This window comes from Coprococcus sp. AM97-35 (assembly GCF_027697525.1).
Lineage (GTDB): Bacteria > Bacillota > Clostridia > Lachnospirales > Lachnospiraceae > Allocoprococcus > Allocoprococcus comes.
This window is the reverse complement of sequence record NZ_JAQESL010000019.1, coordinates 1-25,146: the sequence shown is the minus strand read 5'-3', so window position 1 is coordinate 25,146 and position 25,146 is coordinate 1. Positions and strand designations below refer to the sequence as shown.

Annotated in this window: 20 protein-coding genes; 8 read left to right on the top strand and 12 right to left on the bottom strand. The window is 37.9% G+C overall.

The genetic code is table 11. The annotated features are described in order from the left end of the window. The first annotated feature begins 219 nt into the window (after positions 1-219). The 3 genes from PG840_RS12185 to PG840_RS12175 are packed head-to-tail and all read left to right on the top strand — an operon-like array spanning position 220 to position 3,986. Positions 220-1,470: a radical SAM/SPASM domain-containing protein gene (locus tag PG840_RS12185; protein WP_025580532.1), complete on the top strand. Its 1,251-nt coding sequence runs from the start codon at positions 220-222 to the stop codon at positions 1,468-1,470. Positions 1,471-1,489: 19 nt separating this feature from the next. Next, entirely contained in the window at positions 1,490-3,091 is a 1,602-nt protein-coding gene (locus PG840_RS12180; RefSeq protein ID WP_117843968.1) for an ATP-binding cassette domain-containing protein, read from the top strand. A gap of 13 nt (positions 3,092-3,104) precedes the next feature. Next, positions 3,105-3,986, top strand: coding sequence for a sensor histidine kinase (locus PG840_RS12175; RefSeq protein ID WP_179976650.1), 882 nt, complete (start codon positions 3,105-3,107; stop codon positions 3,984-3,986). Positions 3,987-4,263: 277 nt separating this feature from the next. On the opposite strand, the gene PG840_RS12170 is transcribed toward PG840_RS12175, so the two are convergent. The 12 genes from PG840_RS12170 to PG840_RS12115 all read right to left on the bottom strand — a co-directional run bounded on the left by PG840_RS12170 (position 4,264) and on the right by PG840_RS12115 (position 19,012). After that, on the bottom strand, positions 4,264-4,704 hold the full coding sequence (locus PG840_RS12170) for a hypothetical protein (RefSeq protein ID WP_025580278.1): 441 nt from the start codon (positions 4,702-4,704) through the stop codon (positions 4,264-4,266). A gap of 13 nt (positions 4,705-4,717) precedes the next feature. Further along, entirely contained in the window at positions 4,718-5,404 is a 687-nt protein-coding gene (locus PG840_RS12165; protein WP_004223695.1) for a hypothetical protein, read from the bottom strand. A 13-nt stretch (positions 5,405-5,417) separates the two neighbouring features. Beyond that, entirely contained in the window at positions 5,418-5,987 is a 570-nt protein-coding gene (locus tag PG840_RS12160) for a sigma-70 family RNA polymerase sigma factor (protein ID WP_054337558.1), read from the bottom strand. A 14-nt stretch (positions 5,988-6,001) separates the two neighbouring features. Next, positions 6,002-6,412 carry a zinc-finger-containing protein gene (locus PG840_RS12155; RefSeq protein ID WP_004223692.1) on the bottom strand — a complete coding sequence of 137 codons (411 nt, stop codon included), beginning with the start codon at positions 6,410-6,412 and terminating at the stop codon, positions 6,002-6,004. Between the two features lie 446 nt (positions 6,413-6,858). Further along, positions 6,859-7,221, bottom strand: a complete 363-nt coding sequence (locus PG840_RS12150) for a hypothetical protein (protein ID WP_054351054.1) — start codon at positions 7,219-7,221, stop codon at positions 6,859-6,861. Positions 7,222-7,281: 60 nt separating this feature from the next. Beyond that, entirely contained in the window at positions 7,282-11,265 is a 3,984-nt protein-coding gene (locus PG840_RS12145) for a VaFE repeat-containing surface-anchored protein (RefSeq protein WP_117843970.1), read from the bottom strand. 54 nt (positions 11,266-11,319) lie between these two features. Next, positions 11,320-14,502, bottom strand: a complete 3,183-nt coding sequence (locus PG840_RS12140; RefSeq protein WP_117843971.1) for a TraG/VirB4 family ATPase — start codon at positions 14,500-14,502, stop codon at positions 11,320-11,322. After that, positions 14,499-15,122 (bottom strand): DUF5038 domain-containing protein, encoded by a 624-nt coding sequence (locus PG840_RS12135; RefSeq protein ID WP_025580269.1) that lies wholly within the window; start codon positions 15,120-15,122, stop codon positions 14,499-14,501. Before PG840_RS12135 ends, PG840_RS12140 begins: the two co-directional genes overlap by 4 nt. A gap of 11 nt (positions 15,123-15,133) precedes the next feature. Further along, positions 15,134-16,957 (bottom strand): lysozyme family protein, encoded by a 1,824-nt coding sequence (locus PG840_RS12130; protein WP_025580267.1) that lies wholly within the window; start codon positions 16,955-16,957, stop codon positions 15,134-15,136. 2 nt (positions 16,958-16,959) lie between these two features. Further along, positions 16,960-17,883 (bottom strand): hypothetical protein, encoded by a 924-nt coding sequence (locus PG840_RS12125; protein WP_025580265.1) that lies wholly within the window; start codon positions 17,881-17,883, stop codon positions 16,960-16,962. A 13-nt stretch (positions 17,884-17,896) separates the two neighbouring features. Further along, positions 17,897-18,607, bottom strand: a complete 711-nt coding sequence (locus tag PG840_RS12120; RefSeq protein WP_004223652.1) for a conjugal transfer protein TrbL family protein — start codon at positions 18,605-18,607, stop codon at positions 17,897-17,899. 24 nt (positions 18,608-18,631) lie between these two features. After that, positions 18,632-19,012, bottom strand: coding sequence for a hypothetical protein (locus PG840_RS12115; RefSeq protein ID WP_025580263.1), 381 nt, complete (start codon positions 19,010-19,012; stop codon positions 18,632-18,634). Positions 19,013-19,537: 525 nt separating this feature from the next. Between PG840_RS12115 and PG840_RS12110 the strand changes: the two genes are divergently transcribed. The 5 genes from PG840_RS12110 to PG840_RS12090 all read left to right on the top strand — a co-directional run bounded on the left by PG840_RS12110 (position 19,538) and on the right by PG840_RS12090 (position 25,140). Further along, positions 19,538-20,524: a S8 family serine peptidase gene (locus tag PG840_RS12110; protein WP_025580261.1), complete on the top strand. Its 987-nt coding sequence runs from the start codon at positions 19,538-19,540 to the stop codon at positions 20,522-20,524. An 18-nt stretch (positions 20,525-20,542) separates the two neighbouring features. Then, a complete protein-coding gene (locus tag PG840_RS12105; protein ID WP_117843972.1) occupies positions 20,543-21,643 on the top strand; it encodes a radical SAM protein in 1,101 nt (366 codons plus the stop codon). A gap of 1 nt (position 21,644) precedes the next feature. Then, complete coding sequence (locus tag PG840_RS12100; RefSeq protein ID WP_025580259.1) at positions 21,645-22,880, top strand: radical SAM/SPASM domain-containing protein; 1,236 nt, start codon at positions 21,645-21,647, stop codon at positions 22,878-22,880. Between the two features lie 58 nt (positions 22,881-22,938). After that, positions 22,939-23,082, top strand: coding sequence for a hypothetical protein (locus PG840_RS12095; protein WP_173684410.1), 144 nt, complete (start codon positions 22,939-22,941; stop codon positions 23,080-23,082). A 90-nt stretch (positions 23,083-23,172) separates the two neighbouring features. Next, on the top strand, positions 23,173-25,140 hold the full coding sequence (locus tag PG840_RS12090; protein WP_270613683.1) for an ABC transporter permease: 1,968 nt from the start codon (positions 23,173-23,175) through the stop codon (positions 25,138-25,140). Positions 25,141-25,146: the final 6 nt, after the last annotated feature.

Below are 25,146 nucleotides of genomic sequence, written 5' to 3'. Positions count from 1 at the left end.
CAATGAAGTGGATTAACAAAGCATCAGAGGACAAAAGTACAAGAATCTGCTGGGTTTACAATGATAAAGGTTGTGGATCTAAAAAGGCTACATGTGTAATTCGTTACTAAAGATATTTGTAGTCAGTAAAGGAAAATGTGCTCAGCAATATGCTGGGCACATTTTCATTATTGCAAAGAACACTGTGAAAACAAGAGATTAAGAAAAGAGGATATAATAATGAAATTATCAAGATACAATATAGAGAAAAAAGAAGATAAAAGTTGTTTGATTTACAATACGGTCACATCTGCAATACTGGAATTAGATACTGATTATGAAAAATCATATTATGAAATGAAAGAAGGGAAAAAATGTTCAAAGCCTGATTTAGAGTCAGCATTATTAGAGGGTGGTATGCTAGTTGAAGATGATAAAGATGAATTTGCAGAATTGCTTATAAGAAATAAAATAGAAAGGTTTGCGGATTCAAATCTTACATTAACTATTGCCCCAACTATGGCATGTAATTTTTGTTGTCCCTATTGCTATGAAAAAGGGAGAGAATATATTACTATGTCTGAGACTGTTCAGGATCAATTAACATCGCAGCTCAAAGAAAAATATCAGCATATACATGAATTAACGGTATCTTGGTATGGAGGGGAGCCATTATTGGCAATTGAAACTATTGAAAAATTAACCAAAAAGATAAAGTCTGTTTTGCCACTTGGTTGCAAATATAATGCGGATATGGTCACAAATGGTTATAAATTGACTAGAAGAGTAGCTGAAAAATTAAAAGACATGGACATCCACTATATTCAAGTTACTTTAGATGGTTCAAAACAAGCCCATGATAGTAGAAGGATTCTCCATAATCATCAGCCTACCTTCGAACATATATTGGACAATATAAGAGAATGTGCGGATATTTTGAATATTTCGATAAGAATTAATGTTGACAAGACAAATATAAACGAAGCAACAGAAATATTTGATTGGCTAGAAAGATATGGTTTAAAAGGTAGAGTTGGTTATTATTTAGCACCAGTAGATGATATTAATGGAGTATGTAATAATCATATATGTATGGAACGACCACAGTACGCAAAAGAAGAGATTGCGTTTTATAAAGAAGGGATTAAGAGAGGCTTTATGTACCAAGGTGTTAAGCCGAGCAATTATGGTGTATGTGGAGCAATTAGCTTAAATTCATTTGTGATAGGTCCAGATGGAGCGTTGTATAAATGTTGGAATGATATTGGATATAGTGAACGAAGTATCGGTAATTTGGAAAAAGGAATCAAACTTACAAATAAATTTGTAGAATGGCTTTCCTATGATGTCGTAAAGGATCAAGAATGTAAAGATTGTTCATTTTTTCCAGTATGTTATGGTGGGTGTGCTGCTTATAAAAATAAGATTTGTTCTTCAGTAAAATGGAATGCAGAAGAGATGTTGGAGCTGATGAAAGAAATGGCTCAATGAAATAGCAGGGAGAATTGGAATGATAAAATTTTGCAGTAAATATGTTTTTCAATATAAAATAGAATATGGGATATATTTTTTGTTGGGTATTATACTGTGCGGGTTAAATACATTTATACCGGCTGCTATGGGACAATTTATTAATATGTTTAATGTGGAAACAACATATTCAGCAATGTTAAAATTCATATTTTTATTACTGTTATTGTATGTTGGTAAGGAAATTGTCTGCTATGTCAATAAAATACTTTATATAAGGATACAGACTAATGCAGCATTTTCATTAAATTTCGAAATTGTAAATCATTTAAAAAAAGTTTCGCCACTCGTAATTGGCAGAACTGATTTATCGTACTTATCTCAAAGGATAAACAATGATGCGAATGATGTACTTATTTTTTTCATCAGCTCCTTGACTGAATTGATATTTTCAGTTTTTTCAGCGGGTATAATCTTATTTATGATTTGGAAAATGGATTCGATTGCTTTTATAGTTACAATGTTTTTATTAGCACTTTATTTTTTTATATATATTGGCTTCAAAAAGCGTATTTATAATTGCAGTTATGGAATGAAAGAGGAGAAATCCAATTTCTTCTCCAGACTGCAGGAACAATTAGAAAAAATAGAGTTTATAAAAATACATAGTATGGGTTCATTTTTTTCAAATAGGTTAGTAGCATCATATCAAAAATTATATCGATCTATATTTAAACAACAAGCGACTATCCAGGCATTTGCAAATCTTGAAGGGATTGTAGGGGCAATATCTGTATGCATTTTACTTTGGATTGGAGGAAAAAAGATACTTACTGGAGATATGCAAATAGGATATTTCTATATGATTTCAGTATATTTTAATATGATTTTGGAATATGGAAAAGAAATAGTGGCATACGGTCAAGAATACCAAGAGGCTTATGTATCCTTTGAACGTATAAAATCTATTTTAGAAATTAAGGAGCAGTCTAAGGGGTGTATAAGACTTAATGAAATCAAACAAATTAGAATTCAGGATTTGAATTTTGCATATGACCAGAAAGAAACCATAAAAAGTTTTTCTACAAACTTAAAAAAGGGGAAAGTTTATGGATTGAAAGGAGAAAACGGATGTGGGAAAAGTACACTTATTAAAATTTTAATGGGTATGTATGTAGATGAATATCAAGGGAATATAATATGGAACGATACAGAAATGAGAAATTTAGATATGGATTATATAAGAGAACATGTAATCAGTGTAACAGAACAGGAGCCGACTTTAATAGCAGATACAATATATAATAATATTGCTTTATATCGAAAGCTTGATGTAAAATGTATACAGAGAGCCGTTGATTGCTTTGGTGATAGTATTTTGAAAAGAGATAATTGGGATTTGCAAATTAATGAAAAGTCAAGTAATATTTCCGGTGGAGAAAAGCAAAAAATTGCAATTATTCGCCAAGTAGTGCAAGACGGTCAGGTAATGATTTTTGATGAGCCTACCTCAGCTATGGATGAGAGTGGAAAAAAACAATTTTTACAGTTGATCGATCAAATTAAAAATCATAAAATAATTATTATTGTTTCACATGATAATGCAATCTTGAATACATGTGATGAGATTCTAATATTATAAGGAGATATGAAGTTTGCTAGTTGTCTTTTTAATAACAGGAGTGTTTATATTATTAGGCATATTATACATTTTTCATCTGAAGAGGGAAATTAGAAGAATTATAGAATGGATAGAACATAATGAGCATATCTACTCGGTCAATGTATTTGATAAAGATATTGAGAACCTTGCACTTAGTATCAACAAGCGAATTAAAGAAGATGAACGAAAAGAACATCAGCTAAAAAAACAGGATAAAAATTTTAAAAAGATGGTAGCAAATTTATCACACGATTTACGTACTCCATTAACTGTTATTATTGGTTACTTGCAGTTAATTAGATTAGAAAAAAATGTGAATGAACCTGTTAATAGCTATATAGAACATATTGAAAAAAAGGCGGATTATTTAAAAAAATTAGTAGACGATTTATATTTATTGTTTTGGAGTGAAGCAATAGAGAGCGAAGTTGATATGAAATCAGTCAATATTACAGAGGTAGTCACTTCTTTGTTAAAGGAATATATTCAAAATTCAAAACGTGCCTCAGAACAATTAGATATTAGACTGCCACATGGAAACATTTGGATACTTGCTCAAGAGAAAATATTAATTAGAATTTTATGTAATTTAATAGATAATGCTTTAAAGTATAGTACTGGTGATATAATGTTTTACATGTGGGGAGAATCCGAGTATTGTCATATACAAATAAGCAATCCTTCTGATTATATTAGTGATGAAGAATTAAAATCTATATTTGATTTGTTTTACACAAAAGATGAAGCAAGGACAAAAAGCAGTGGTATCGGATTGTATGCTACTAGAAAGCTAGTAATACAAATAAGTGGTGATATTCAAGTGAATTATGAAGCGGGAATTTTCACTGTCAGTATAAAGTTGCCCTTAATATGAAAAAATTGGTCACAGTAGAAAAATAAAAGATATGGTTACTGCATTTTGAAACCCTGAAAGTGAAAGCACTGTCCATTTTTTGAAGAGTCTTCTGGAATACAATAGATTATTATTCCCTGCGATTGCTGTTATGCTGTCATCCTTGAGACAGAATACGTGGTAGTTCGGAGTGGTTTTTGTCATTTCACTGGGACGGCAGAAGGAAAACTTATAAAGCATAATAGAAGTGGGTATGTGAAAGTGGCATATCCACTTCTATTGTATTTAGAGAAGAAATCTAAGAGTTCTTCGGGGAAACATCTTCATTTAGGGATAATTCCTCATACGCAAGTAAATCCGGAGTAACCTTTTCTTCACCCGAAAGGTTTGCTACATTCCGGAAATATAGGCGATAATAATGTCCAGATAAAAGGCGGATATTTTTATCGAATGTAAAGTGATATTCTTTCTGGTCAGTGGAACGGAAAATAATTTTCTGTTTCTTGGTAAGTGGGCTGACTTCACGTTTTGTACAGGTTCCAGTTAATTCGGTATAGTCATGCATCTTGATGGTATGTAGCAGACTCACAATTCGTATGGCAGTTCCAACACCGATGCAAAGACTCATAAGGAGAAATATCTGGTCGTCTGTTATAAATCCGTAAATACATCCAAATAGGACACAGAAAAAGCCGATTGCCCCATGGACAATCAGCTTATTAAGAAATGGTTTTGGCATAATTTGCTCCTTCCTATAATTTTTCAAATGCAATCTGTTTATTGAGGTACAAATTACTGATGGCTTCCAGTACAGGATAACCGGCATGGGTGAATTGGATATCCTGTGCCAGGGTACGGAATGTTGCATCCGAGGTTTCATAGAGCTGCGTCAAAAGTTGCTCTGTATTTTGTGGATGGATGCCCTGTTCTACACAGGTTACAAGCTCTGCCGTAGAAATCTGTACTTTTTTTGCTATTTGGAGTACCGTGTCCTCTATAGCAGTCCGTGCCGGCTTTTTTAGATAATGGATCAGTTCCTTTGTGTGCAGTTTTTTCTTCATGCAGAGATAGATGCAGGTAAAAAGCCGTACTGAAAAACTGTCCTGCAATGGGCTGATATAAAGTTCTCCTAAGAGGCGGTACAGGGCATCCACACCAGTTAAACCATCCCCTTTTACAACCAGTCCTCGAAGCAGCAGCCGATTCAGGTAAGGTTCAATGGGGATATTTTCCGAACGGTGATGTTTTTTCAAGCGTTCGGAAAAAGCAGACTGCAATTCATGGATCTGTCGGATTTGAAATGCGAGGCTGCTCCACAGAAAGAATTCTTCTTCTGTCAGTCCGTATTCCTGCCGGTTATTGATAACAGTCGGTGTTTTATGTTCCTTTATGGAATCCTGGAATCGTAGGATTCCGACTGCAGTATAAAGTGTCAGCATAATCGTTCTCCCTTCAAGATAAAAGAGTATATAATTTGGTATCCTGCTGTAAGTATTTCCGGGCTTTGCTTTGCCATGCCCGGACATGATTCATTGGGACACCATAATGTTTGGAAATTTCTTGGTTGGTATATCCTTTTTGCTGCAGGAGCAGGGCATGTATTCCTTTTCTTAGTGTATTGCAGCTTCTCGCTTCTAAGGACTGCAGGTGCTTATAAATGGGTTCCTGGTTCATACATTGTTCCTGCCATAGTTCGGTTTTTTGGTCTACAAGCAGGGGTTCCATGTCAAATTCGGAAGATGCATACATGGAACAGGTGTATTTTCGTTCTTTTTGCAGTTTTCTCCAATAACTGTAAATGGCATTTCGTATGGCAACTCTGGCGTAAACTGCAAAGGGACGGGTGTTGTCATAGTTCATGGCGGCTTTGCATAAAGCTAAGTTTCCGGCTTGCAGAAGGTCTTGCTGCTCATCGTATGAGACATAAGCACAACGAGTAGTCAATTTTTTTACCATTTCAGGTACCAAATATAAGTACTCCTCTGTCAATCGGCGTTCATCATCTGTCATCGGGATGATCATACATATCCCCCCTTTCAACCAATGGCCCTGAGAGGGATATGGTTATTCTCCAGAATCTTCATGGATTCCAGAATTAGTTGATCACACATATAAGTGCTAAATTCTCCGATGTGTGCTTCCTTGGCAGTCAGACAGAATTTATCAGCAATCCAGCGGTAAGCCTCCGATTTCGTAAAGATGTGGTTTAGCCATATCTGGTCAAACACCCGGTGTGCTTGGATCCTTTTTTGCCGAAGCTCTTTGTTTGCCAGTTTTCCTTTGGCATTGGTAGTGCCAGGATGAACTCCTACATAAGAATTACACTGTGGGAAGTGACTGCACACATAGAGTTTTCCATCTTTCGCTTTATTTCCATATACATAGGACGCATCCCTTAAAATTGCGATGCTGCCGCAGTATGGGCAGCGGATTTGTTTCTGTTTCATAAAGATTCACCTCGCTTACGTGTTTTATACGTATATTGTAAGAAAGCAGGTGATGAATTCCCATAGGATGGGCATAGAAACTACTCCCAGATTCGGACTAAATGGCACAAAATGGCAGAAAATCTAAGAATAGAACAGTGCCTTGATAAGCGGAAAGAAACCGCTGTCTGCAAAACGTGAGTAATTTACTGGTGTAAAGATGAACCCTGCACAGAAAATCCGGATGACATAAACAGAAATCAGAGCTATACATAGCCGATACAGATTTCTGGTGCGTCTGCTCCAGGGCTTTCTCGGACGAAACTTCAGGTACAGGATTAAAAGTGCAGGAATAAAAATTAAGTTCGTAAATATTGTATCGATTCCTTGAATCATAGCAGTGAAATTCAACATAAAATCGCCTCCTTTCTTATCCTGTACGCAGAAAGTACCAAAAGTGCAACCTTTTACCAGTAATAATGGGATGCTTCCTGATGCCGCAGTAAAGCAAAACAAGGACATGGCTTATCGGTCAATGCTTCTTTTGCAAAGTAGAGTCCATATAAGGACTGAAACTGTTCCAGTGTTATGGCGGACAGGCATTCCGTTGGTTCCGGTATGCGGGAGAAGAGCATACGGGCATCTGCCATGGGCAGGATACAAGGACTGCCGTTTTCATCTGGATGATATAAGAAGTGTGGGCCATTACAATAACCTGGGGTTTTACAGGAAACGCAGCGAACATAAATACAGGAATGCCAATTTCCATCACAAATATCTAAAAAATGCCGGATGTGCTTGGCATCGGCATTACAACGAGATTGTTCCATATTCATCACCTTTATAGCAGGCAGCCGTAAGAAGCTGCCTGTGAGCATATTTATTGATAGTTACTTATCTTTTTTTCGCTTACGGATATATAAAATACCAAATCCGGCAGCAAAGAGGAGTGCGGCACCTGCCAGTAAAAGATAAGGAAGAATGGTTGTTTCATCTCCAGTCTTGACTGGTTTGGAAGGTTCCGGTGTGTCTTTTGGAACTTCCGTAAGTTTTATCGTCTGTCCTTTATCGTCCAGATCCTCATGGGAAGCAATTTCAAGTGCTGTTTCTCCTTCAAGGGAAAAAAGTTTTTCAAAAACGACTACATCATGACCAGCCAATGTGCTTCCATCAAAAGTGAAGATGACTTCGACAGAACCATTGGAATCCTTTGGTGTAAATTCTGTTTCTGACGTGACAGGTTTTCCATCAATCAGAACTTCCTTTTGGGTTGTTTTGTCCATCAGTGTGCCGACCAGTTTGTATGGAGTATCCGGAATCAGATTTTGGTAGGATACGGTGTCAATGATGGTTACTTCTTTCGTAGCAACGGCTTCCTGATCCCCATCCGCTTTGTCCTTCGCAGTAGTTCCAATTCCTGGGAAGTAGATAGACTGTTCATGGTCTTCTATATCGGCGTGAACAGCAATCTCTTTTTCCTGATACGTTAAAGACTCAAAGACAACAATTGTTTTGCCGGACAGGATGCTGCCATCAAATGTAAAGGTAAGTTCAATACTGCCAGAGGCATCTTCAGGAGTAAAGGTCGTAGTGGCAGTAATCGGTTTACCATCTGCCTGAAGAGGCTCTTTTGTCTCTTTGTCCATCAAGGTACCGGTAAGTGCATACTCTTTTCCTGGAATTAGGTTACTATATTTAACCGTGTCAACGATGGTAATCTCTTTATCGGTTTTGGTAAAATGATCTCCGTCTGCTTTATCTTTTGCAGTAGTAGCGATTTCTGGGAAGTAGATGGTCTGCCCATTATCTTCAAGATCTGCGTGTGTTGCAAATTCTTTGCCGTCATAAGTAGCAGATTCAAAAACAACTACGGTTTTTCCGGCAAGGGAGGTCCCATCAAAAGAAAAAATCACATCTACCGTTCCAGAGGATTCTTTAGGAGTAAATGTGGTTTCGGCAGTAACCTCTTTCTTATCTATTTCGACAGGTTTTCCGGTTTCTTTATCCATAAGGGTTCCAGTCATAACATATTCTTCGCCGGGCAGAAGATTTTTGTAAGCTACCGTATCTACAAGGGTAACTTCTTTATCTGCTTGGGAAAGATTCATATCTGTTTCCTTATCTTTTGCAGTGGTCCCGATTTCTGGGAAATAGATAGTCTGATCCTGATCTGTAATGTCCGCATGAACAGCCAGTTTTAAATCCTCCTGGTACAGTTCCTCAAATACTACGATTGTTTTGCCCTTCAGAGAAGAGGCATTGAACGTAAAGGTCACTTTTGCAGAACCAGAAGATTTTTTTGGTTTGAAGGTGGTTTCTGCTGTGACAGGTTTTCCATCTATTTCAATTGGCTTTCCGGATTCCTGATCCATCAGTGTACCGATGAGCTTATAAGACTGTCCCTTCTTTAAGCCTTCGTATTCTACGGTATCAACCAGAGTGATTTTTTCTTCTGGTTTGGCAAAGTGGGAGTTGCTGTCTTTGTCAAGGGCAGTAGTTCCAATGGTAATCTGATCATCCGTTAAAGTTCCCATATCCACGACTACGTGATTTTTGTATACAGAGACCTCAATTTTTAAGAGGTTCATACCTTCATTGGAATCGCAGCGTTGTTCTTCCAAAATATAGGTATCATAAATCAGGGCTCCTTTGGCATCATCAGGTTTAGAAGCGCCAAACCAGATTCCGTCTTCAGAAGTTTCCCCACGATTGGTATTTGTAGTGTGCTTATTCCATTCTGAGGAAGTACTGGCATAGCCATTTTTGTCTGTTACAATGGTATGACTTTCTCCTGTAGTTTTGGAGGTAATGGAAAATGGGACATTTGCCAGCCGGTTTAAATCTCCGTCAGAGACCTTTACGAATTCTAAATCGCCACGGATTACCTGATTGGAAATCGCTGTTTCTTTTGCAGTTAAATCCAAAATTTTCCCATTTTCTGTGATATGAAACTCCTGAGAGAGTTTGCCCTCGTTCAAATAACCTTCCGGTGCTTTTGTCTCATCAACCCGGTAATGACCATAAGGGAGCGTATCTTTTTTGGTGGAAGCAAGCCCCTTTTCATCTGTCTTCAAAGTGAGAACTACTTGATCTTTTTCGTAAAGGGTTCCATCCACAAGAACAGGATTTGGACCAAGATTGGTGATTGTAAATTCTGCATCCTTTAAAGAAGCATTTCCCTGTGGTTTGGCTTCTCCTGTTTCCAGATCCCGTTTTTGGATTTTGACACCGCCACGGATAATCTGGTTAGAAACAGAAGTCTCTTCTGTTGTTAAATCTACGATTTCTCCATTTTGGGTGATGTCAAATTCAAGAGCCTTTGCACCATCGGTTAGGTATCCGGAAGGCGCTTTGGTTTCTTCTATCCGGTAATGTCCAAGGGGCAGGGCATCAGCGGCACTTGCAGCAATACCATGTGTATCCGATTTGATTGTAAGCACTGCCTGACCATTTTCATAGAGCTTTCCACCTACCCATACTGGCTGTTTGTTCAGAGTGGTAATGGTAAATTCGGCATCTGCAAGAGATGCGGTTCCTTGTGCTTGTGTTCCCTGAGTTTCCAGATCCCGCTTCTGAATTTTGACGCCGCCTCGGAAGACCTGTTCTTCGACAGAAGAAGCGTTATAAATAGAGATAGTTTCTTCCGTACCGGTACTGGTGATTTGCTGCACGAAAACAGATTCGTTTGGAAGATAGCCGGCAGGGGCTTTGGTTTCCTGTACGGTTACTGTACCCAGTGGGAAGCAGACGGTCTTTCCATCACTGGCATAGAAAAATTCATCCCCGGATACCAAATAATCTTTTGTAAAATGGATTTCTCCAGAGGCATCTGTTTTCAATATCCAGGTGCGAACCGGTTTCTTACCATTTGCTCCGGGATCGGTAGCTGACTGCTCTGTATAGAATTTTATTGTAAATTCGGCATTGGCGAGAGAGCCGGTTCCCTGTGCAGAATTTTGCTGTGTGTCAGCATCCAGCTTTTTAAGGAGCAGTTTTACGGGATTATTTTGAGGAATATCCTTTACTTTTACGGTAGATGTTCCTTCTGCTTTTACCGTAACATTATGGGCGGAAGTATCTATAGCAAATCCTTCTGGGGCACTGATTTCTTTGACGGTGTAACTTCCTTCAGCCAGTTCTTTGGATTTTGCATATCCTTTTTTATCGGTAACAAGAGTTTCTACCAGTTCTTCCCCTTTGTAGATTCCGTATTTGGCTCCTTCTAAAGAGTAATTGCCATTTTTATCGGAAATATCGGTATTGGCAGAGGATTTCTGCAGTTCGATAAAGCCGTTTGGAACCTGATACCAGCTTCCTGCAAAAGTTTGGGAAGCATTGCCAGGAACGATAAAAGCACGGAAGGATTCTGGTGGGGCAGGAAGCCCTTCAATGGCGTTGGCAACTTCCAATGCTTTGTCAATATAATTTTGAGGTGCGCCATGGAAGGCACCGGTGTCCCCGTTATTTCCAGCGTGGATATAGGAAACGACCAGATGACCAATGACATAAGAGTTGTCATCGGACCATCCTTGGAAATATTGATCTTTTATGAGCTTTTCGTAGCCGTATCCACCATTGACATAGTAGAGTGCTTTTCTAAGCGGGGAATCCTTTCCTAAAAGATTATAAGGATATTGTCCGGAAGCAGGTGTTTTCTTTAATGGTTCAACGCAATAAGCTGTATTATTACCATCAAAACTCATGCGGGAAGTATAATAGTCCCCGTATGGAATTTTGGCTCCTGCCTTATAATCAATGGTTCCATCTGCAGCATAAGCGGTATGGGCATTGAAAAAGAGTGTGCTAAGAAACATCGTGACACAAAGAAAAAGGGCGGTTAGCCGGATATGAGGTTGTTTTGCTGGTTTTAACATAAATCTCCTCCTTTGTTAAAAAGAAAAGCAGCCATATTCGGGCTGCAGGTAACATTAACCGACTTTTTTATCCTGGCGTTTCAAGATTTCCAGGAGTTCCTGTCGGTCTGTGGTAATTAATTCTTTTTCCAGGTTGGAAGCTTTAAATTCCACAGTGATATTATTGTTGTTTGTTGAAATCAGTCCGTTTCCACGTTGGAAATGGGTGATATTCATAACTTCGGTTTCGGAAAGACGAAGAATGGTTTTTACACGTTGTGCCTCTTCATCTTCCATGTTAAGAATAATTTTGGTTTTACAGTTATTGATAATGCCTTTTCCATATTTTCCGTCATCAAGAGCAAAAAAGTCGTTGAGGTCCTGGGTTGCAAAAATACCGGCACCAGAGTATGCCCGGATGATCTTGGCGATCTCCAAAACGAATTCAGCGGCCAGACGGTTACTGGAGGCACCGATGAGCTGCCATACTTCATCTACGAAAATGGCTTTTTCTTCGGTACGATTTTCTTTGGCTTTATCCCATACATAGTCCAGAGCAACAAACATCCCTACCGTTAAGAGATCACTGGAACCAGTCAGCTCTGAAATGTCCAAAACGGTATATTTATTGGTCAGATCTACATTGGTCTGCTGGTTAAAAGAGGAAGCAGAGCCATGGACAAGACGGTTCAGGATGTGAGCCAGTCGTTTGGTATCTTCAGTTTCCATCAAAACATCATATACATCTCCAAGAATTGGCATCGCTTTATAATGATCCGGGTGTTTGGGATCAATGAGGGATTCATTCTTATGGGTGATTCCCTTTCTTGCATAGGTTTTAATCAGTGCTTCGTCCAAAAGCTGTTTTTCCTCATGGCTCATATCTGGAATGAGCAGAGAAAAGAAAACGTGCAGACGTTGAATCTTACTGGCTAAGGCAGATGCGTCTAAAGTTGGACCGTCCAGCAGCTCATTGACAGAGTTATCTACTTTTCGGATTTCCATGACATTGATGCAGTTTTGGCTGGCAGGAGAAATCTGGATAAAGGTTCCTCCTACATTTCTGGCAGCCCGATAAAACTCATGACCTTTTAACGGTGCGATGATAAATACCTGGATTCCTTTACGCCGCATACGAAGTGCCATAGTCTGCATGGTAAAGGTTTTTCCGGATCCAGAAGTGCCAAGAATCGCAATATTGGAGTTTTTATATTGTTTGGAGTCAAAAATATCAGCAATCACTAAAGAGTTGTTATGCTTATTTACTCCAAATAGGATGCCGTTGTCATCGCAAATGCTGTAGCTGACGAAAGGATAGCAACTGGCAGCTCCGGTGGTTAAGACATTTCGTTTTGAGAGTTCATAGAGCTTCTTATCCAGGTTTACAAGAGGAAGGGAAGATAAAAATCCCTGTTCTTGCAGGAAGTAACAAGACCGCAGATCCATATCCTGTGAGATGAGAAGTTTTTTCATCTCCTGAATCCGCCATTGCAGTTCTTCCAGATCACCTGCCGTAATCGTAATCAAAAGATTCATGTAATAGAAATCTTCATTATTAGCAAGTCCCTGTTTGAGGAAATAGCCGGAACGGATGGCAGAATCCAGATCATCAAAATCCGCATTGGTATCAGAGGCATCTTTGATCTTTGAACGGTTGATCCGGATTTGCTGTCCAAGACGTTGCTGGATCTTATCTTTGGGCTGTTTATGCAGAAAAAAGTCAATGTCAATTCCTTCGCCAGCATTGATAAGCAGGGACAGCCAGCCTGGCATTACTTTTGCTTTGTAACCATCGCACGGCACCAGCAGGTAAGAATGGTAGATGCCATTTACCAGCACATAGTTACTGTGCTTAAAGTCCAAAGACTCTGGTGCAATGAATTCATTGATATGGATGTTATCCACTTCCTGCTCACGACCAGATTCCATATAGCGGGTCAGTACCTGGTTAATCCGTTTTGGCAAAGGGGTTTCGGTACATTTGGTACGGTTCAGTAAAGTGTAGAGTACATCGGTTGTAAACTCATCTTCATTGTCATGAACCAGCACATCGTTGCCGCATTGATATAGAAAGGTTTTTGCGGTCTGTGCAGCAGTTTCCAAAGCTGCCAGGATTTCCTTTTCCTCCACCTTCCGATTCACATTGAAAGGTTCGTATTCAAAGATTAGGAAAAAACGTCTGGAAACCGCTTCTCTGGAACTTAACTGCCGGACAAATTGGATATAGTCTTTTTGTAACTGCCGGCAGTTAGGATCTGATTCCCGTTCCATTTCCAAACGGGACTGTTCCAGATGTTTGTTGATATCCGCTTTTTTGGAGATCATCTTAATCTGCAGTTTCACAGGGCTGATTTTTAGGTAGGAGATGAAGCTGAAAATGATCCCCTGTTGTTCCCTAGCACTGCGTAAGAGGAAATTGATCGGTTCAATCTCCAGGATTTTTACATAACGATGGTCTGTCGTGTAGATAACACCATTGGCAATCTTATCAATAGGAAGATAATCTTCCAAGGTGATTTCTTTTCGTTTTTTCTTTTTGCTTTTCCCGGAAGCAGCAGATGACTGGTTGGAAGCTTTATTCGCAGTTCTTTCTTTTTTTCGTTCCTCCAAAAGTTGCTGCTTTATCTGTTGTTTTTCAAGTTTTGCCTGCCTTTTCGCACTTTTACGTGCAACGTTTTGTTCTTTTTTTAATTGTCGGGACTCAAATTTAAGAATCCGGATGTCTTCACGAGCCTGTTTGCGTATTCCACGTTTTGTAGAAGTATCAAACTGCCGACGTTCTTTTTTTTTAATAGCAGAGGATTCTTTTGTCTCCTCTTCGGAAGACATCTGTGAGCAGTTCTCTTCAGAAGAAGATTCTGCAGGTTGTTTTGGATGCCGTTTGCGTTTCTTGGTTTTTGGTTCTTTGTTGCGGGGCTTTTTTATCCGGTACTTTTTTTTCGGCTCCGGATGTACATCCATACGGTAAATAACCCGGCGGTTTTTCAGAAAACGCAGAGCGTTCATTAAAAACGCAGTAATGCTTTCCCCACCGATTCCAATTAGAGAAATCATAGCTGCAGGCAGAGCAGTCATACAGAGAATAATAATCCTGACAGTGAGTGTCAGAGGCAGATTGATAACAGGAATGGTGATCAGGATTGCCAGGATACCGCCTTCGATGGCATTACGGATTTTAAACATTCCGCCCATAAAGGTCCCTTTTTCTATAAAATTGCGAGGGATGAAGACAGGATGTTGTTCTTCAGTATTGTTCATGGCTGCACCTCCTTTGGTTCTTCCATGGAAGGAGTTTCCGGAACTTCTGTGACAGGGGCAGCTTTTTCCGAATTCACTGAGGTATCATCATAACCGCCTTCTTGCAACTGTTCAATTTCCTCTGTTGTGATGGAAGGAAGTTTGTCATCTGTCGGACGTTCATAGATGATTTCTTTTCCAGAATCAGGGGTACGTTCCTCACCGAAAAAGAATCTTCCAGTAGAGGAAGTGTAGTACACAGGAAGAACGGACTTATCCGGAAGCTGGAACGAAAAATTAATATCAGAAGCATTGGGATAGGTAGTATCATCAGCAAGGAAACGGATGGAAGTTAGAGACATCTGTTTTACGTTTTTAAGATAGGAGGTCAGTTCTTCCTGAAAAAGTTTCACCTGTTCCTTGGAGAAAAAGTCTTCCAAAGCTTCAAAATCCTGAAAGCTTATGGATTCGTTATTTTCTGCTTGTTCTGTCTCGGTATTTTCATTATTATCGTGTTGAGTATTTTCTGTCTCGGATTTTTTGTTTCCTTTTTGGGATTTCCAGATGGAGGGAAAGACAAATCCGATGATAATTAAAAAGGCCATCATAAAGATAGCCAGAATTGCTTTTTTTCTGTTCATAAGTGTCTCCTTTATTTTTTAGCGAAGATCCAATAGGCATTTGCGGTTGCATGCACTTCCGTCATCATATCGAATTCACGGTTGATGTAGTTTTTGGAGGAACTGTCATTGGGATCATTGACTAATACTTTACCTCCAGCCGTTACACCACGAAGGACAATAAAATGTCCGCCACTGGTAAAAAGCCCAGCTCTTTGGGAACTGATGACCGGATGACCTTCAGATAAAGCCTGAAGTACCTGGTTGGGATCACTGGTCTGTGTGACAGCCCCACACCCAAAATGATCGGACGCTGCCTGGAAATAAGACCAGTAAGTGCCGACTCCTGGTTTGTAATAGGAATTTCCGCACCAGGATATTGCATCAATAGGTGTAATGGTAGTGCCTGTAAGATAACTGGCAATCATAGCAAAGCTTGTCGGACCGCATCCGCTGCTGGCGATGGAACCCCCGCCGTATGGAATGTTTCCATAGTCTGTCTGGAGATAGTGTGGAATCTGCATACCGTTTGCGGGATAGCTGCCACCACTGGCAGTAATTTGGTAATACCGAAGGACATGATCCACATATTCTTTATCACCATACAGGTCATAAGGCCAGCTTGGTCTTGCACACATCATATCAGAGTAGGCAATCGCATTTTCCTTGGTATAACCACCGTCACGCTCCATTGCCCAGTCAATGTATGCAGAACCGTAGTTGTAACCCTGAAGAGCCAGTTTAATCCGGTCTAAGTCCGTAGGTCCGGTACAGCCGGCTTTGTCGAGGGCATATTTTAATTCCTGTACTCCACATTCAATGGAGTATTCAGGATCTGTAATCCCATTTGGCACATGGGGATAGCGGGTATTAAATCCACCTTCCGCTGCTTGCATAACATCCAGCCCTCGTCCGCCAGATTCCTGCATCATGACTGCCAGAATTAAATCCACATAATCACTCATACCATATTTCGCAGCAGCTCTTTCTACAGCAGGGCGGTAGGACAATACCTCATCGCTAAGATTGATAGCAGCTACTATGCCGGAAGAAGCAGTACCAAAGAAAGCAGTCAGGTTTTCGGCATAGTTTTTGGCAAGTTCTTTCTGCTTGTCTGTAAGATGGAATACATGGTCTGCAAAATAGGAATCTCCAGCATAAACAACGGTATAGGTGTGTTTCGTAAAAGTAACCGTCTGTGTTTGTGCCTGCCCCTGTTCTGTGCCGGCTTCTCCTTCTGCATCGCCATCAACGGTAACTTCCATGGTAACTGTCTCGGTTGCTACATCATAAGAAAAAAGTCCTTCTTTGTTTTCACGGATGAGTTTCTTTAATTGGTTTAGGTTGATGTTTTTATAGTCATCCTGGCTGGCACAAAATTGTGAAATCAGCAGATTGGCATTGACGGAGATGCTGTATGTATAGGGGTCATTGATGGATGCAGTATCACCTTGTGGAAGACGGGAAATTGCTGCATGGATCTCTGCCAGAATGTCTTCATGGCTTTCTTCTAACACTTCAACGATGGCTTCACGGGAAGCACGGATGTTTTCACTGATCATAGAGTTGCTGTTCAGTACATCGCTTTGTTCGGTCAGACTTCCAAAGATCAGACCAGGGAGCATCACAATAAATAAAACCGGAAGCAGCAGTATGGCGAGAATAACAAGGAGAATTTTAGCGAACTGATTCCGGTTGGCTATGACTGCTCCAATCGCTGCTGAAAAAGGCCCGCCAAGGGCTGCACCATATCCTGCTTTGGAGAAAGTGGCTGCTGTTTTTAAGGACTTTAGGTGAGAAATGGTACTGGAGCCTACATCCATTGCTTCGTCAAGTCCAGAGCGTTCTGTATCCATCACTAAATCCGATCCTTTCTTGGAGGAGTAGGAGGAAGCTTTTGGACAATGGATTCGTTGTAGGCTATCTTTCCATCGCCAGCATCATAAGGAATTTTGGATACCGTATTTTCAGCATACTGTTTGTACCAGGTAGCTCCGTCTACAGATTGAACAGTTTCATAGGTTCCATGGGTAGGAGCCGTATATTGATCGGCATGGTACATAGCAAATTCCCGGCTGTCTCCATTGGAACCGGACTCAACTCCTGTTATCCTGCCGCCGCCAATTTCAACATTGGTATAGGAATGATCTGTTTTATCTTCATTTTGAATTCCCATGTAGGATTGAAATGCAGAAACAGCCCCATCACCTTTGATCGAGCCAACTTGACCATAGTTTCCCTGAGCAATATTGCTGATAACGTTATTGGCAAAATCTCCGCCCTTTTCAAGGGAAGACTGATAGAGTGCATTTCCGATACTTGGTCCTTCGGTATATCCGGTGGCTGCATTTACCGCAGAACGCTCTGTCTGCCTTCCAACGGCTCCGGCTAATCCTCCGGAAAGGAAAGAACTTTGTACTGCAGCACTTCCGGGAGAGGAAGAATGGGAACTACTATGGCTTCCACCTCCATGCCCTCGAAAGGAACTTGCAAGACCTCTTCCGGCGATTAAAAGTTCAGCCATCATATTTCCACCAGTATTTCCAACATTGACTCCCAGACTTGCCATAAAGCTGTCAATCTTTTGAGAAACCTTCAAAAAAGCAATGGCACACAGAAACCAGATAAAGACATTACCGGTGACCGTTTCTTTTCCCTGTGCATCTACAGCTTGCTGCACCTCTGCTTCTGTAAGTTCAGCGGCAAAGACCGGCATGGAAGTTACAAGAATCAGACAAGAAATCAATAGCAGGCTGCAGAGCAGTGTTTTCTTATGTTTCATAATCTCCTCCTTCCTAGAGTGATAAAGGGTTTGCAAGGAATGTTCCGACCATGGAAGTAAACAGCCGCAAACACCAGGCGTTCATTAAAAGCAAAAAGAACTGTCCGCCGAGCATACGGCACCAGCTCTTAAAAACATTTCCGGTAGCCTGGGAAGCACCCGTGGAAAACGCAACAGGTGCGGTGTAGACCAGAACTCCAAGTAGTATGTAACGTTCCGCAGCTTCAAAAAGCAGCTTGATGTAATTCCAGGCAAGGATCAGTACCAGTATGAGGGCAACAATGGCAACAGCACCATTGGCACATACCCCCAGGATTACTGTGATCACAGAATTGAATTTGGCAAATTCCAGTGGTGGAAGATCTTCAGTCAGAATCCAGCTATACGGGGTTCCTGCAATATTCAATAGAAGATCCACGATGTCCTTGGCATAGAATGTCAGGAAAAGGAACATAAATGTCCGCAGTGATAATTTGATTGGATCTTCAGCATCAATCCCTGTCCCCATAAAATAATTCTTAAAAAGCTGCCAAACCCAGTTTAAAAGGATGAGTCCGATAGCCAGTGCCAGAAAAATCTGGTACATTGTTTCCGCTGCTGGAAAATAACGGAGAAAAGTATCCATGGAACATCCCAGTGCACCCAGAACAGAAGTAGTAATCAAATCCAGAATGTTCATGACCTGTTCGGCAATCCATTCTACAATTCCGTCAAGTATTCCCATGACAGAGCCACCTCCTTATCTGCATTATCCATTCCACTGCCCGCCGGCAAAGAACGGTGTAATGTAAGCCATGATAAATCCCAGACCATTGAGAATCGCCCATGTAATGATGATTCGTTTGAGCCATGCCCTGGATTCATCCACGGTTTTTCCAGATTTGGAAAAATTCATCAAGAGCAAAGCAACCGATGCAGTTACAACAGCCGCAATGGTGGAAATCAGAATAATCTGGTTATATACGTCTTTCATGATTTCTGAAGCTTTGTCCCAGATGGTAGCAGCCATAACGGGTTGTACATTACAGGCAATCAGAGTGAAAGCGAGGAAGGCAGTATAGAGATATTTTCCATAGTTCCGATGATGTTTCATGCCCGGTGGGGCTTCTTTGTGTACATGGTTTTTCAAGTAAATGAACCTCCTTCATAAAAAGAGGGCAAAGTGAGATCTTTCACTTTGCCCTGGCTTATAGTTTTCCTGCCTCATAAAAGCTTCAATCCGGTCAATACGGAGGAACGCTTATTCTATATTTAGTTGTGATACTCCTTTCCATGCACTAAAAAACGCAGCTTGTACCAGAGAAGAGGCATTCCCTGGAAAGCTACGTTTTCGCTACATATAATTTTGACAGTATCATTCTAACATGGGTAGATTTCCCTGTAAATCGCAGAAGTGTGCCAAGTTGGGACATAAAAAGGAATAGTATGCGCCAACGAGGAAAGAAAAAAGACAATGTAGACAAAAAATATTACTAAAAAAAAGAATAAGGGTATATTGAAAATGTCTTAGATAGTTGAACATAAAAAATAAGCATATAGATTGATACTGGGATATAGCTTCGGGGATTAGGATTTATGTTTATGTGAATATGAATTTTAAAAAAGAGAATGAACGTATGGAATAAGATCTAAAATGAAAGGGGGAATGAGTATAATGAGGATTGGTGTGATTGATTCAGATGCCATATTTCAACACCCGTTTTTTTATGGCAAAAAGATAGAAATAAAAAGAATGAATCCAGGATATTGCATTAAAAATAAAAATTTCCCATTTTCTCATGCGGAATATGTATGTGCATGTATTTTGTTGGAAAATCCTACGTCTGAGATATTACTTTATAATATAATAGGTGGCAATGCTGGGAATGAGGGAGAACTACTTTACAGAAGTTTGGAAGCATTAATTGAAAAAAATGTAGATATTATTAATATTAGTTTAGGAGTAGAGATTCCATTCTCAAAAGAGCTGTATGATTTATGTAAAAAAAGTCCAGTGCCAATAGTGGCAGCACATGCAAATAATAACCAAACTGCATATCCTGCATCGTATGATAATGTTATTGGTATTAGGCGTGAGTTTGACGGAAATGTTATTCTCAAAAGGAGTGGAAATCAGAATTTATTATTGAATAATAAGACTTATGTTTCGTTTAAACAGTTAGATCAAGAACATTTGATGCAAGGCAATAGTTGGTATACAGCGAAACTTACGGGAATAATAAGTTGTTTTAGAGAAAACAAAAATCTGGGGATTGAAGATATAGTTGATTTAATAATGTCTTCTAGTCTGAACCAGATAAGTAGCGTTAAACAGAATAATTCTGAAAATGCAATTTTGGTAACTAATAGGAGTGATAACCAGAGGCAAAAAGAATTTATCAAACAATGTTTTTCTAAAGTTCATATTATAGACATAAATAATTTAGAAGCACAAAAAATAGTTGGTTATTACGATAAGTTGTTTATAGATATTGATAAATATAGCGATTTTATGTCAGCTAAAAAGGATTTGCTAAATTTTGTATATGATATCCGTGATGCTTATAAGCACTGTTATATTCGATATCCTTTTTTGGGGTATTATGATAGATACAGGTTTTTGACTGAGAAAGGAATTTTAATAGAACAGCTATATTTTTAGTAGATGATAGGAGAGTAAATGTATTCATTAACATTAGAAATTACTAAAAGATGTAATTTGAATTGTTCATATTGCTACGTGGAAAATAAAGAAAAAGTGAATATGAAATGGAAAACAGCACAATTGGCAATAGATATAGCTATGCGTGAGGCCATCAAGCAGAAAGATAAAACTTTAAGTGTGTATTTTATTGGTGGAGAACCTTTGCTTGCTTTCGGGCTTTTGAAAGAGATTATTTTTTATATAGAAAAGAAAAACGAACAAATTGGATTAAATATTTTTTATAGTACCACTACAAATGGAACTGTATTTACAACAGAGATTATAGAATTTATGATTGAAAAAAGAGTACGATTCAAAATTAGCATAGATGGTTTAGAGGATGTTCATAATGAAAACAGGAAATTTGTGAATGGTGTTGGAAGTTATAGTGAAGTTAAAGAAAAACTTGTATACAAAGAAGAATTTGAGAAAATGACAGGAATTGCTGTACATGCAGCACAACTTATTAATACTAATACGTATACTAAATTTTCAGCTTCATTTAGGCATTTACATGAATTGGGATTTCGATATATAGAAACGGAGATAAATGCCTATCAGAAATGGAATAAGGAAGATAAAATTTGTTTGTTTCAGCAAATTGATGAGGCATTTGAGTATTACATTTCTTCTAGAAATAGAGGACAACTATGGGTATGGAAATTTTATAATGATATGTTAGAAGGCTTTGTAGCAGATTATTTGCCTTTTTTCCCTTGTAAAGCAGGATTGGTTTCGTTATTTGTAACAGTGAAAGGAGAGTTATATCCTTGTATAGAAACTGGGAAAAAATATATGATAGGAAGTGTAGACAAGGGGTTAGATGCAGAGTATATAAGAAAAATTATTAAAATAGAGAAAACGCAAAATACGAGATGTTTACAGTGTAAAGAGTATAAAGAAAATAAATGTAGAATTTGCAGTTGTTTATTTGGAAATTACGAAAATACAGGAAATTGTTATATACCTTCTGAAATTAACTGTGAACTTACTCGACATGTAAACAATATATTTCGAGAAAAATATAGTGAAGAACAAGTAGCAATGCTTCGAAAGCATTATAGGAGAGAGTTGTAGTATGGGATATAAATATAGGGTGGTGGAAATTGGAGAATATGTTCTAATTATCCAAAGAGAAAAAAATATTTGTTTTAAAATGAAGAAAAAAGAATTTGAAGAAGAGGGTGACATAAAGATTCGGGAAATTATAGATGGAATTTCAAAAATGCGAAAGAAATATGATGTGACATTTCCTGAGAATAAAAAACAGATGAATACAATTTATCTATTTGTTACGGATTATTGCAATCTGAACTGTGAATTTTGTGCTATGCGTTCTAATAATAAGGATATCAAAAAAGAGAAATTGTCTCAACTTGAAGTAAAAGAACATGTAATTGATAAAATTAGGAAGGCTAACCCTAGAAAGTTAATAGTCAGTGGTGGGGAACCGTTTGTCCTAGAGGACATACTAGATATTCTTAAAGAGTTGAAGGAAAATATTAATACAAAAATAATTGTTCAGACAAATGCGACTCTATTAACAGAAAAGACTATTAAAAGCCTTAATGGAATTATTAATTCCATAGAAATTAGTACAGCCCATTATAAAAATACTGAGCAATTAAAAGAAAAGATTGCTTTATTGAATAAATACAAAATAGATGTAGTGTTAACATTTACATATCAGAATGAAAAGGAAAAGATGTTGCTTCGAGAAATCATAGATATGGCTGCATATTACGATGCTGATTTTTTGTTGCATTTTGTAGATTATGCAGGGAGTGCAGCAGATAGAGGTTATCCATTATTAAATTATCAAGAAAGGTTAAAGGTATACTGCTATTTTGCTAAATATATCATAGAAAAGGGCTATACGAATAAACGTTTTGCCGGAAATCTTTTTCATGCGGTAGAATTGAGCCATCCATGTTCAGCATTTGGAAAAATGGCTGCTTTTTTCCCTGATGGAAATATATATTTGTGTCATTCTCTGGTTAAAGAAAAATATCGAATAGGCAGTATAGAACAAGAGACGGATATAGAGCAATCGATCGAAAAAATATTGTCTAATGACAATGTGGAAAAGTTATTTTATATGCCTAATGAAAAATGTAAGACTTGCAAATTTAATTGTGTTTGTGGAGGAATGTGTCCAGCACTTATAGAAGAAGGAGTAGATTCTGACTGCACATTAAGAAAAATTATGTTTATATATAGCATGTTTATATTTGATAAAAATGAAAATATAGCAATAAATTTGGAAAGATTTATAAAATTTTGTGAAGAGGAAGAGTATCAGCAATTTTTGTGATATGTATATAATTAGTGAAAACTATTTATATAAATTTTTAATGAAAGGAGGAGTCAAAATGCTGGAACATAAAGAGAATAAGGAATTAACAGAGGCAGAAGTTAATGCGTATGATCTCGTCATTATTTGCTACGGTAAACTGAGAAAAGATTGCTTAACTGATTGCTTAGACGGTACTTATTGGTTATCACCAGAGCAGTAAGATGTGCTAGGAAAAACCCATTTTCAAAATCAGAATTTGGTTTTGAAAATGGGATTTTTCGTAAATTTATATAGAATTGAGGTAGGAAAAATGAAAGGCAATAATGAAAAAAAGGTAATAGGGCATTTAGCAAGACAGGATTTGAATAGTGTGAGGTTAAAGAAGTTTTGTGGCATTTTAACGATAATATTGTCAACAGCATTAATTATAGTGGTAACACTTTATTTTGTACAAACACAACGTTTTTCAATTCAAGATGCTGAAGGTCGGTATCAAGCGACATTTATGGATGTTAATTCTAAGGTTGTCAATAAAATGAAAGCCATGAAGAATGTTGAAATGGGAGAAACTAGAACACTGGGGACATTAAACCAGGGGACTTATAAAATTACTATAAGAACAATGACAGAGTCGTTACTAAAGTTAGGAAGATATCCCGAATTAAAGGGGAAATTACCTGAAATGGAAAAAGAAGTTGTAGTAACTGATTCATATTTAGAAGAGGTTCAATCAAAGGCCAAAATAGGTGATTCTATAGAGATAGATTTAGGAGATGGAAAAGAAAGCTATGTTATTGCAGGAATTTTACCTATGCAGAGTACTGCAGATACACATTCGATATATGTATCTGATAAATTGATTGAAAGAAAAATGCCAGGGGCTTTATATAGCATATATTTTAAAATTAACGATACTCAAGGCTGGAACGAAGCCGGAATAAAGAGTGAAATTGATAAAATAGCACAACAATTAGATGTACCAAAGGATAGCATTGTTTATTCATCTTATTATTTTTCTCTTATTAGTCAGAAAAGTATTCAATATATAAGTGTTATTTTGGGCGTGAGTTTAGTCATTGCAATTATATCAAGTATAGTTATTTATAGTATATTTTTTGTTTCTGTTTTGGAGAGAATTGGAAAATATGGACAGATGAGAACATTGGGTATGACTAAAAAGCAAATCAGAAAAATAATAAAAATAGAAGGGAATGTTTTAACTCTAAAAGGTTGTTTTTGGGGATGTGTTTTTGGGGGTATTATAGCTTACTTTATTCAACCAAAAGGATGGTATTTAGTGAATACTATTTTAATATCAGGTATGGCGAGTGCGTTTGTTTATTTTGTTGTAATGTTATCTCTTTATAAACCAGCAAAAATAGCATCTGCAGCCTCTCCAATAGAAGCATTACGATATTTTGCAGATACAGAGGTAAATATAAATAGGAAACATTCATATAAAAAAATTACATTGTGGAGATTAGCATTGTTAAGTGTGCAGCGTAATAAGAAAAAAACGTTTTTAACAATACTTTCTTTAGGAATTTGTGGAATAGTTCTTATGGCTAGCTCTTCCTACTTAAATTCTATTGATCCATATAATATGGCAAAAAAATCAATGCCAAATGGTGAAATAAAAATTGAACTTGGAACATACGGACCACAGTCTTATACGAGTAAACAATATTTTGATTTACAAAAAAATAATATTTTAAATCAAGAGTTGCTAAAAAAATTAGAGGATATGCAAGCTGTCGAATCAATTAAACAGTATAAAGGAACAGTTTGTGACATAACATTACCGAATGGCGATACAGATATTTTTGTTGTGGACGGAATACAATCGGGGGATATTACTAATTTAAAGAAATTTTTAGTAGATGGTGAAATAGATTTTAAGAAAATGCAACAGAAAAATGGAATTGTAGTTTCGGAAGCAAGTGAGTGGGAAACTTTATGGGATTGGGAAGTTAAAATTGGTGATACAATTAATATTTTAGATAGCGAGGGTGTACCAGTAAAATATGAGGTTGTAGGAATTGTAGAAAATGGTGCTGATTATGGCGGCTACAATATGGTGTATATGCCTTTATCTAATATGGAAGAATTAAGAAAAGATGTATTAAATTTAACTTATCAATTGAGTATAAAAACAACAAGTGATACAAATGTTTCAAAAACAGAAGATATGATTAGAAAGATGTTTCAAAATGAAATGCCTATCCAATTTACTACCATAGATGATGTTGCTGCTTCATATAAAGTAAACGCAAAATAGCGAGTA